The 236-nt window shown below is 41.1% G+C and carries 1 protein-coding gene; it reads right to left on the bottom strand.

Features of this window, described 5'->3' with window-relative positions; all coding sequences use genetic code 11:
• Positions 1-236, bottom strand: a 236-nt coding sequence (locus tag I5349_RS14065; RefSeq protein WP_226391392.1) for a hypothetical protein, incomplete at both ends; no start/stop codon positions are given.

The raw sequence follows: 236 nt of genomic DNA, 5'->3' as shown, positions 1-236 counted from the left end.
TAGCCTTGACCATGCGGATGAGTTCTTCGCAGGTATCATAAATCATATTCATGATATCCAACTCGAGTCGCTCTCCCATGAGGGCATTTCTACGCTTCTTATAGATGACTTCTCTTTGAGTGTTCATCACATCATCATACTCTAGTAGCCTCTTTCTAACCCCGAAGTTATTCTCTTCTACTTTTTTCTGTGCCCTTTCGATAGACTTAGTGATCATCGAGTGTTGGATAACTTCA

This window comes from Penaeicola halotolerans, from assembly GCF_016464625.1.
Lineage (GTDB): Bacteria > Bacteroidota > Bacteroidia > Cytophagales > Cyclobacteriaceae > Penaeicola > Penaeicola halotolerans.
The sequence above is the reverse complement of the archived record's forward strand: the minus strand, read 5'-3'. Positions and strand labels throughout refer to the sequence as shown.